The 7,261-nt window shown below is 67.1% G+C and carries 8 protein-coding genes and 2 pseudogenes (1 of these 10 cut by a window edge); 9 read left to right on the forward strand and 1 reads right to left on the reverse strand.

The features are described from left to right. The 7 genes and pseudogenes from K789_RS0121710 to nusB form a co-directional block, all read left to right on the forward strand. Window positions 1–309: pseudogene (locus tag K789_RS0121710) on the forward strand (shikimate dehydrogenase); the annotation flags it as partial. A 26-nt stretch (window positions 310–335) separates the two neighbouring features. Continuing rightward, a complete protein-coding gene (gene aroC / locus K789_RS0121715; protein ID WP_024368576.1) occupies window positions 336–1,538 on the forward strand; it encodes a chorismate synthase in 1,203 nt (400 codons plus the stop codon). 11 nt (window positions 1,539–1,549) lie between these two features. After that, window positions 1,550–2,143, forward strand: coding sequence for a shikimate kinase (locus tag K789_RS0121720; protein WP_024368577.1), 594 nt, complete (start codon window positions 1,550–1,552; stop codon window positions 2,141–2,143). Then, window positions 2,140–3,231, forward strand: coding sequence for a 3-dehydroquinate synthase (gene aroB / locus K789_RS0121725; RefSeq protein ID WP_024368578.1), 1,092 nt, complete (start codon window positions 2,140–2,142; stop codon window positions 3,229–3,231). The genes K789_RS0121720 and aroB overlap by 4 nt, the downstream gene beginning before the upstream one ends. After that, entirely contained in the window at window positions 3,231–3,755 is a 525-nt protein-coding gene (locus tag K789_RS0121730) for a tetratricopeptide repeat protein (protein WP_024368579.1), read from the forward strand. Before aroB ends, K789_RS0121730 begins: the two co-directional genes overlap by 1 nt. A gap of 117 nt (window positions 3,756–3,872) precedes the next feature. Then, window positions 3,873–4,436 carry an elongation factor P gene (gene efp / locus K789_RS0121735; RefSeq protein ID WP_024368580.1) on the forward strand — a complete coding sequence of 188 codons (564 nt, stop codon included), beginning with the start codon at window positions 3,873–3,875 and terminating at the stop codon, window positions 4,434–4,436. Beyond that, window positions 4,436–4,846, forward strand: a complete 411-nt coding sequence (nusB, locus tag K789_RS0121740; protein WP_024368581.1) for a transcription antitermination factor NusB — start codon at window positions 4,436–4,438, stop codon at window positions 4,844–4,846. Before efp ends, nusB begins: the two co-directional genes overlap by 1 nt. A 74-nt stretch (window positions 4,847–4,920) precedes the next feature. Here nusB and K789_RS0121745 read toward each other — a convergent pair whose 3' ends face one another. After that, window positions 4,921–6,186: a PrsW family intramembrane metalloprotease gene (locus tag K789_RS0121745; RefSeq protein ID WP_029705698.1), complete on the reverse strand. Its 1,266-nt coding sequence runs from the start codon at window positions 6,184–6,186 to the stop codon at window positions 4,921–4,923. 136 nt (window positions 6,187–6,322) lie between these two features. Between K789_RS0121745 and pyrR the strand changes: the two genes are divergently transcribed. Beyond that, entirely contained in the window at window positions 6,323–6,922 is a 600-nt protein-coding gene (pyrR, locus tag K789_RS0121750) for a bifunctional pyr operon transcriptional regulator/uracil phosphoribosyltransferase PyrR (protein ID WP_024368583.1), read from the forward strand. Continuing rightward, window positions 6,919–7,261: pseudogene (locus tag K789_RS0121755) on the forward strand (aspartate carbamoyltransferase catalytic subunit) (it continues 695 nt past the right edge of the window). Before pyrR ends, K789_RS0121755 begins: the two are co-directional and overlap by 4 nt.

Below are 7,261 nucleotides of genomic sequence, written 5' to 3' on the forward strand. Positions count from 1 at the left end.
CCGCCCCGGGCCGCCGATCCACTGGCCGCGGAACTGGTGCAGATTTTTGCACAGCGCGCAGGGGAGCCGTCCCTTGACGCCCCAGTGGCCCGGCCCGGTGTGCTGCTGGACGTCGCCTATGATCCCTGGCCCAGCCGGATCGCCTCCGCTTGGCAGGAAGCCGGCGGCACCGTGGTCCCCGGACTCGAGATGCTCATCTACCAGGCCGTGGAACAGGTCCGGCACTTTACGGGCCTGGGCGACGCCGTGCCGGCGGAAGTCATAGATGTGATGTGTGACGCAGTCGGGGCGCCCCGACGGGTGTTCTAACCGCCTTACATGGCAGGATGGATTTTATGTTGCGTTGGTTGACTGCCGGAGAATCCCATGGGCCGGCCCTGGTCGGAATTATTGAAGGCGTGCCCGCCGGTGTGGAGCTCACGAGCGCCCAGATCGCCGATTCGCTGGCCCGCCGCCGGCTCGGCTACGGCCGCGGCGCGCGGATGAAGTTTGAGCAGGACGTCGTTACGATCCTCGGCGGAGTCCGCCACGGCCTCACCCAGGGCGGCCCCGTCGCCATCCAGGTCGGCAACACCGAGTGGCCCAAGTGGGAGCAGATCATGTCTGCCGACCCCGTGGACCCGGAAATCCTCGCCGACCAGGCCCGCAACGCCCCGCTGACCCGCCCCCGGCCCGGCCACGCGGACTTCACCGGCATGCAGAAATACGGCTTTGACGAGGCACGTCCCGTCCTGGAGCGCGCCAGCGCCCGCGAAACGGCAACCCGCGTGGCTCTCGGCACCGTCGCCTCCGCGTTCCTCAAGCAGCTCGGCATCGAACTCGTCTCCCACACGGTGTCCATCGCCAGCACCGCGGTCCCGGAAGGCCGGCCCCTGCCGGTCCCGGACAACGTCCTGGCCCTTGACGCCGACCCGCTGCGCTGCTTCGACCGCGAAACGTCCGACGCCATGGTGGCCGAGGTCGACATCGCGCATAAGGAAGGTGAAACCCTGGGCGGCGTCGTCGAGGTCCTCGCCTACGGACTCCCGCCGGGACTCGGCAGCTACGTCCACTGGGACCGCCGCCTCGATTCACGGCTGGCGGCTGCCCTCATGGGGATCCAGGCCATCAAGGGCGTTGAGGTTGGCGACGGCTTCCTCACCGCGTCCCGCCGCGGCTNCTCGGCCGCCCACGACGAGATCGTCAAGGACGCCGACGGCAAGATCGTCCGCACCTCCAACCGTGCCGGCGGCATCGAAGGCGGCATGAGCATCGGGGACGTGCTGCGCGTCCGCGCGGCGATGAAGCCGATCGCCACGGTTCCCCGTGCCCTCAGGACCGTAGACGTCAGCACCGGCGAGGCTGCCAAGGCCCACCACCAGCGCTCCGACGTCTGTGCGGTCCCCGCGGCCGGCGTCGTCGCCGAGGCCATGGTGGCCCTCGTCCTGGCCGAAGCGGTAACGGAAAAGTTCGGCGGCGATTCCGTGCAGGAAACCGCCCGCAACATCAAGGGTTATCTGGACAACATTCCGGCGTCCCTGGACTCGATCGGCCAGTAGTGCCGGCCGACATGCCGGCAGTGCCGGCCAGGACGGCTGCCCGGCCCATCGCGCTGATCGGGCCGATGGCGGTCGGAAAATCAGCCATTGGACACCAGCTTGCCCAGCAGTTGGGAGCCACGTTTGTGGACACCGACGTCGTGGTGGTGGCCAGCCACGGTTCCATCGCGGAGATCTTCGCCAGCCGCGGCGAGCACGCCTTCCGTGAGCTCGAGGCCAGGGCCGCCGCGCGGGCCATCGAAGACGCGCACGGCAGCAACACGGTAATTTCCCTGGGCGGCGGCGCCGTGCTGGACTCCGGCACCCAGCAGCTGCTGGGGCACTGCACCGTGGTCTACCTCGAGTGCGACGCGGACACCGTGGCGGAACGTATCGCGAGGAATTCCGGCCGGCCATTGCTGGCCGGAGACGCCATGGAACGATGGAAGACGCTGTTCGCCACCCGGCGGCCGGTCTACGAACGGCTGGCCGACCTGGTCATCGATGTGCGGCACGGATCCGTGCCGGACATCGCGCACCGGCTTGAAGATGCGCTGCGCACGTACGCCGCTGCGGGAACCGCTGCCGTACCCACGCCAGCGGCGACAAAGGAAGTTGAAAAGTGATCACCGAATCAACCGTCATCAAGGTCACCGGGCAGACGCCCGGTGAGAACTACGACGTCGTGGTGGGCCGCGGCCTGCTGGCCAGCCTGCCCGGGCTGCTGGGGGAGCGGGTCAAACGCGTCCTCGTCATCCACCCCCGGGCGCTGCGCCTCACCGGCGATACTGTCAGGGAAGAACTGGCCTCCGCAGGCTTCACGGCGCTCACCGCCGAGATTCCCGACGCCGAGGAAGGCAAGCACATTGAGGTGGCCTCCTTCTGCTGGCAGGTGCTGGGACAGAATGACTTCACCCGCTCGGATGCTGTCGTCGCCGTCGGCGGCGGCGCCGTGACCGACCTGGCCGGCTTCGTGGCCGCGACCTGGCTGCGCGGTGTCAAAGTCATCCACATGCCCACGAGCCTGCTCGGCATGGTCGACGCCGCCGTCGGCGGCAAAACCGGGATCAACACTGCCGAGGGCAAGAACCTCGTCGGCGCCTTCCACCCGCCTGCCGGTGTCCTCGCGGACCTCGACACCCTTGACACGTTGCCGAAGAACGAGATGATCTCCGGCATGGCGGAGGTCATCAAGTGCGGCTTTATCGCCGACCCTGCCATCCTCGAACTGATCGAAAAGGACCCGGCCGCCGTCTCCGATCCCCGTTCGGACGCCGTCCGGGAACTCATCGAACGCGCCATCACGGTGAAGGCCCGGGTCGTTTCCGTTGACCTCAAGGAAACCGGCCAGCGCGAAATCCTGAACTACGGCCACACCCTGGGCCACGCGATCGAACTCGCCGAGCGCTACTCCTGGCGCCACGGCGCCGCCGTCTCCGTCGGCATGATGTTCGCCGCGGAACTGGCCCGCAGCGTCGGCCGCCTCAGCGACGCCGACGCCGACCGGCACCGCACCATCCTGGAAAGCCTCGGGCTGCCCATCACCTACCGGCGCGACCGTTGGCAGGCCCTGCTCGACGGCATGCGCCGGGACAAGAAGTCCCGCGGCGACCTGTTGCGCTTCGTGGTGCTCGACGGCGTGGCACGCCCCGGCATCCTCGACGTCCCGGACACCTCGCTGCTGTTCGCCGCGTACCAGGAGATTGCCTCCTGATGCCTTTCGTCCCAGGCGGCACCAGTGACTGGCCCGACGCAGGTTTTCCCGGGATCAAAATCAACCCGGACAGCCTCGTGCCGCAAGTCGTCAACGCGGACGCCGTCACCGAAGCCCTGGCAGCCTCGACCGACCCGGGTGACCTGATCTTCGTGCGCCTCGTCGAAGGGCACCCCGCTGAAGCCGCCGAACTGCTCGCCGAAGCCCGGTACAAGGACCCCTCCTCGCTGCGCCTGCGCATCTTCGAAGCGGACGTGCTGCGGGTCTCCAACCGGCTTGACCGGGCCGTTGAGCTGTTCCGCCAACTGCTGGCAGAGACGCGCGGAACGCCGGACGAGGCGCTCATCCGCCAGCACCTCGGACGGTCCTATTTCGCCAGCGGCAACATTGCGGCCGCCGTCGAAAGCTTCGCCGAAGCCCTGGACCTGCGCGTCGCCGGGTCGGCCGACGCCGCCCTGATCTACGCCTCCACGGTGGCGCTGCAGCGTGCCCGGAATGTGCTGGATCTCGACTCGCCCGCATAACCGGTAGAATGGTTCTTGGATTTTTGATAAATACGCGCTGGCGGGCCGGATCGGCATGCCTGCCTGGCATAAACGGCTGGCGGCTAGAACCAGTCAACAAAGAAACCTGAGGATACTGTGGCAACCACTAACGACATCAAGAACGGAACCGTCCTTAAGCTTGAGGGCCAGCTCTGGAACATCATTGAGTTCCAGCACGTCAAGCCCGGTAAGGGTGGCGCGTTTGTGCGCACCAAGATGCGCAACGTGATGTCCGGCAAGGTCGTCGACAAGACCTTCAACGCCGGACTCAAGATCGAGACGGCCACGGTTGACCGCCGCGACTACCAGTACCTCTACCAGGACGGCGCCGACTTCGTGTTCATGGACACGTCCGACTTCGACCAGCTCACCGTTCCGGGTGCAACGGTCGGTGACGCCACCAACTTCATGCTCGAGAACCAGATGGTCAACATTGCCATCCACGAAGGCAACCCGCTCTACATCGAGCTGCCCCCGAGCGTCGTGCTTGAGATCACCTACACGGAGCCGGGCCTGCAGGGCGACCGCTCCTCGGCCGGCACGAAGCCCGCCACCCTCGAAACCGGCTACGAGATCCAGGTGCCCCTGTTCGTCGAGAACAACACCAAGGTCAAGGTCGACACCCGTGACGGCAGCTACCTCGGCCGGGTCAACGACTAGTGAGTGCACGCGGTAAGGCCCGTAACCGGGCCCTGGATGTTCTCTTCGAGGCGGAACAGCGTTCCGTGTCGGCGTTTGATGTGCTGAAGTCCCGCCGGGAGCAGACGGACCAGATCGTCAATCCGTACACCCTGGAAATCGTCGAAGGCGTGGTCTCCCACCAGGCCGCGATCGACGAATTCCTGGAAACCTACTCGCAGGGCTGGACCCTGGAGCGGATGCCTTCGGTGGACCGCATCATCCTGCGGATCGGCACCTGGGAGCTGCTCTACAACGACGACGTGCCCGACGGCGTCGCCGTCAGCGAGGCCGTGGCACTGGCCAAGACCCTCTCCACGGACGAGTCGCCGTCGTTCATCAACGGCCTGCTGGGCCGCCTGCAGCAGCTGAAGCCCTCGCTGCTCGCCTGAGCCCCGACGACCGCAACGACCCCGCCCGGATCATCCGGGCGGGGTTTTTCGTTCCCTGGCTTCCTTTGTCTTGGTCAGCCGACGACGGCGGCCCGGAGGGCGCTGATCCCGGCGAGCTGGTGCCGCTCGTCGATCTGGTGCGCGGGCACGTCCCGGCCGCTGAGGATCCGCTGCCGGGTGAACGCAAGCTGGGTGGCGGCGCCGAGCAGGGCCTTCATCTGCGGGCCCCGGCCGACGGAATTGGCCCAGCGCAGGGCAGAGCGCCGGCCGGCGCTGGTGGCCAGCATGTCCACCTCGGCCGCGGTGAACCAGCCAGCGGCCGCGTATTCCTTGAGCCGCTGGCGGGTGAGCCTTCGCTCCGCGACCCGCAGCAGCACAATGACCAGGACCGCCAGCAGGAAGATCGGGACCTGGACCAGCAGGTACTGGCCCAGGAAGTTCCGGCCCATGCTGTTCCAGCCGCTGTGCAGCAGCATCGCGGGAACGAGTCCGACGGCGAACGCGAGTACGGACAGGCCGTTGTGCCAGCGGCGCGCGGCGAAGCCCATGATCAGCCCGGTGGTGCCCGTGAAAATGGCGTGGGCAAACGGTGACATGACCCCGCGCAGGAAGAAGACCACCGCGAGATCCGTGCCGGGGTCGGAAGATTCGGCGATCGCGCGGCCGAAGTAGAGGATGTTCTCGGTGAACGCGAAGCCGGCCGCGATCGTAAAGGCGAACACCACACCGTCCACCGGCCCGTCGAAGTGTTTCCGGGCGAAGAGCAGAAGCAACAGCAGGCCCAGGGACTTGGCGAATTCCTCCACGACCGGCGCCTGGACCGTCACGGCGAACGTCGTGTAGTCCAGTCCTGAGGCCGGCCCCGCCACGAGCGAGAAATAGGGCTGGATCAGCATCGTCACCGCAATCGAGACGACTGCTCCCCAGACAAAGGCGAACAGCAGCAGCGGCTTCGGCTCAGGCTCCCAGCGGTCAATGAAGCGCACCGTCAGCAGCACGGTCGCGAGCGGAACCAGCGAGGCGACGAATCCGATGACAAAGCCGGAGATTCCGGTGCTCCCCAGCAGGAAAGGCAGGACCAGGAACAGGCTGATGAACGCGAGGAATCCGCCGGCCACCACGAGCCCGACAACCCCGGCGGAGCTCCGCCCTCTCCGGACCGGCGGAAGGAGCGGCGGAAGGACCGGCTGGAACCGGCCGTCGCTGTTGGCCGGAGGCCGTTGGTAGTACTCCGGCTGGACGTGCCCCAGCCAGGTCGGGTTCGCCTGCTGGGGAAGCGGCCGCTGGCCGCCGGGGGAGTAGCCGGGGTTCTCATGCCCGGGCCGCGGCTCGTTCGTCATGGACCCGAGCCTATGTGCGTGTGAGGTTAAACGCATGCCGGCGGCGCCGGGCCGCGGGCGCCGCTGTGGTAATTTGGGAGCGCAAACAATCCTTTTTTAATTCCGTCCCGTGAGGCGGGGAAAGGGGAGACGAGCGTTGACTTCTGTTCCAGAAGCACCGGTTCCGGCCAAGGTTGTACTCACCCGAGTAGTACTGAACCAGGCGGATATCGACCGTGCACTCACTCGTATCGCCCATGAGATTCTCGAATCCAACAAGGGCTCCCAGGACCTGGTCCTGCTGGGCATCCCGCGGCGCGGCTACCCGCTCGCCGTCCGGCTTGCCGCCAAGATTGCCGCCGCCGATCCCACCGTGGATCCCGCCGCGATCGTCGGCCAGTTGGATGTGACCATGTTCCGCGACGATCTCTCCCACCAGGCCATGCGGCCGCCGTACCCCACCCAGCTTCCCCGCACCGGCATCGACAACAAGGTGGTGGTGCTGATCGACGACGTCCTGTATTCCGGCCGGACCATCCGGGCCGCCCTCGACGCGATCATCGACCTCGGCCGTCCACGGATCGTCCGCCTCGCAGTGCTGATCGACCGGGGCCACCGGGAACTGCCCATCCGCGCGGACCACGTCGGCAAGAACCTCCCCACCTCCTCTGCGGAGAAGGTCCGGGTCCGGCTCGCGGAAACCGACTCGGTCGGCGGCGCGCCCGTCAACGAAGTGGTCATCGAGGCCACCGCATGAGGCACCTGCTCTCCACCGAAGACCTGAGCCGGTCCAACGCCATCCGGATCCTCGACACCGCCGAGGAAATGGCGGCCGTGGGCGAACGCGAGGTCAAGAAGCTTCCCACCCTCCGCGGCCGGACGGTCGTCAACTTGTTCTTCGAGGACTCCACGCGCACCCGGATCTCCTTCGAAGCCGCCGCCAAGCGGCTCTCCGCCGACGTCATCAACTTTGCCGCGAAGGGTTCCTCCGTCTCCAAGGGCGAATCCCTCAAGGACACAGCCCAGACGCTGTCCGCGATGGGGGCCGACGCCGTCGTCATCCGGCACTGGGCCTCCGGCGCCCCGCACCGGCTCG

Source organism: Arthrobacter sp. TB 26, from assembly GCF_000427315.1.
GTDB lineage: Bacteria > Actinomycetota > Actinomycetes > Actinomycetales > Micrococcaceae > Arthrobacter.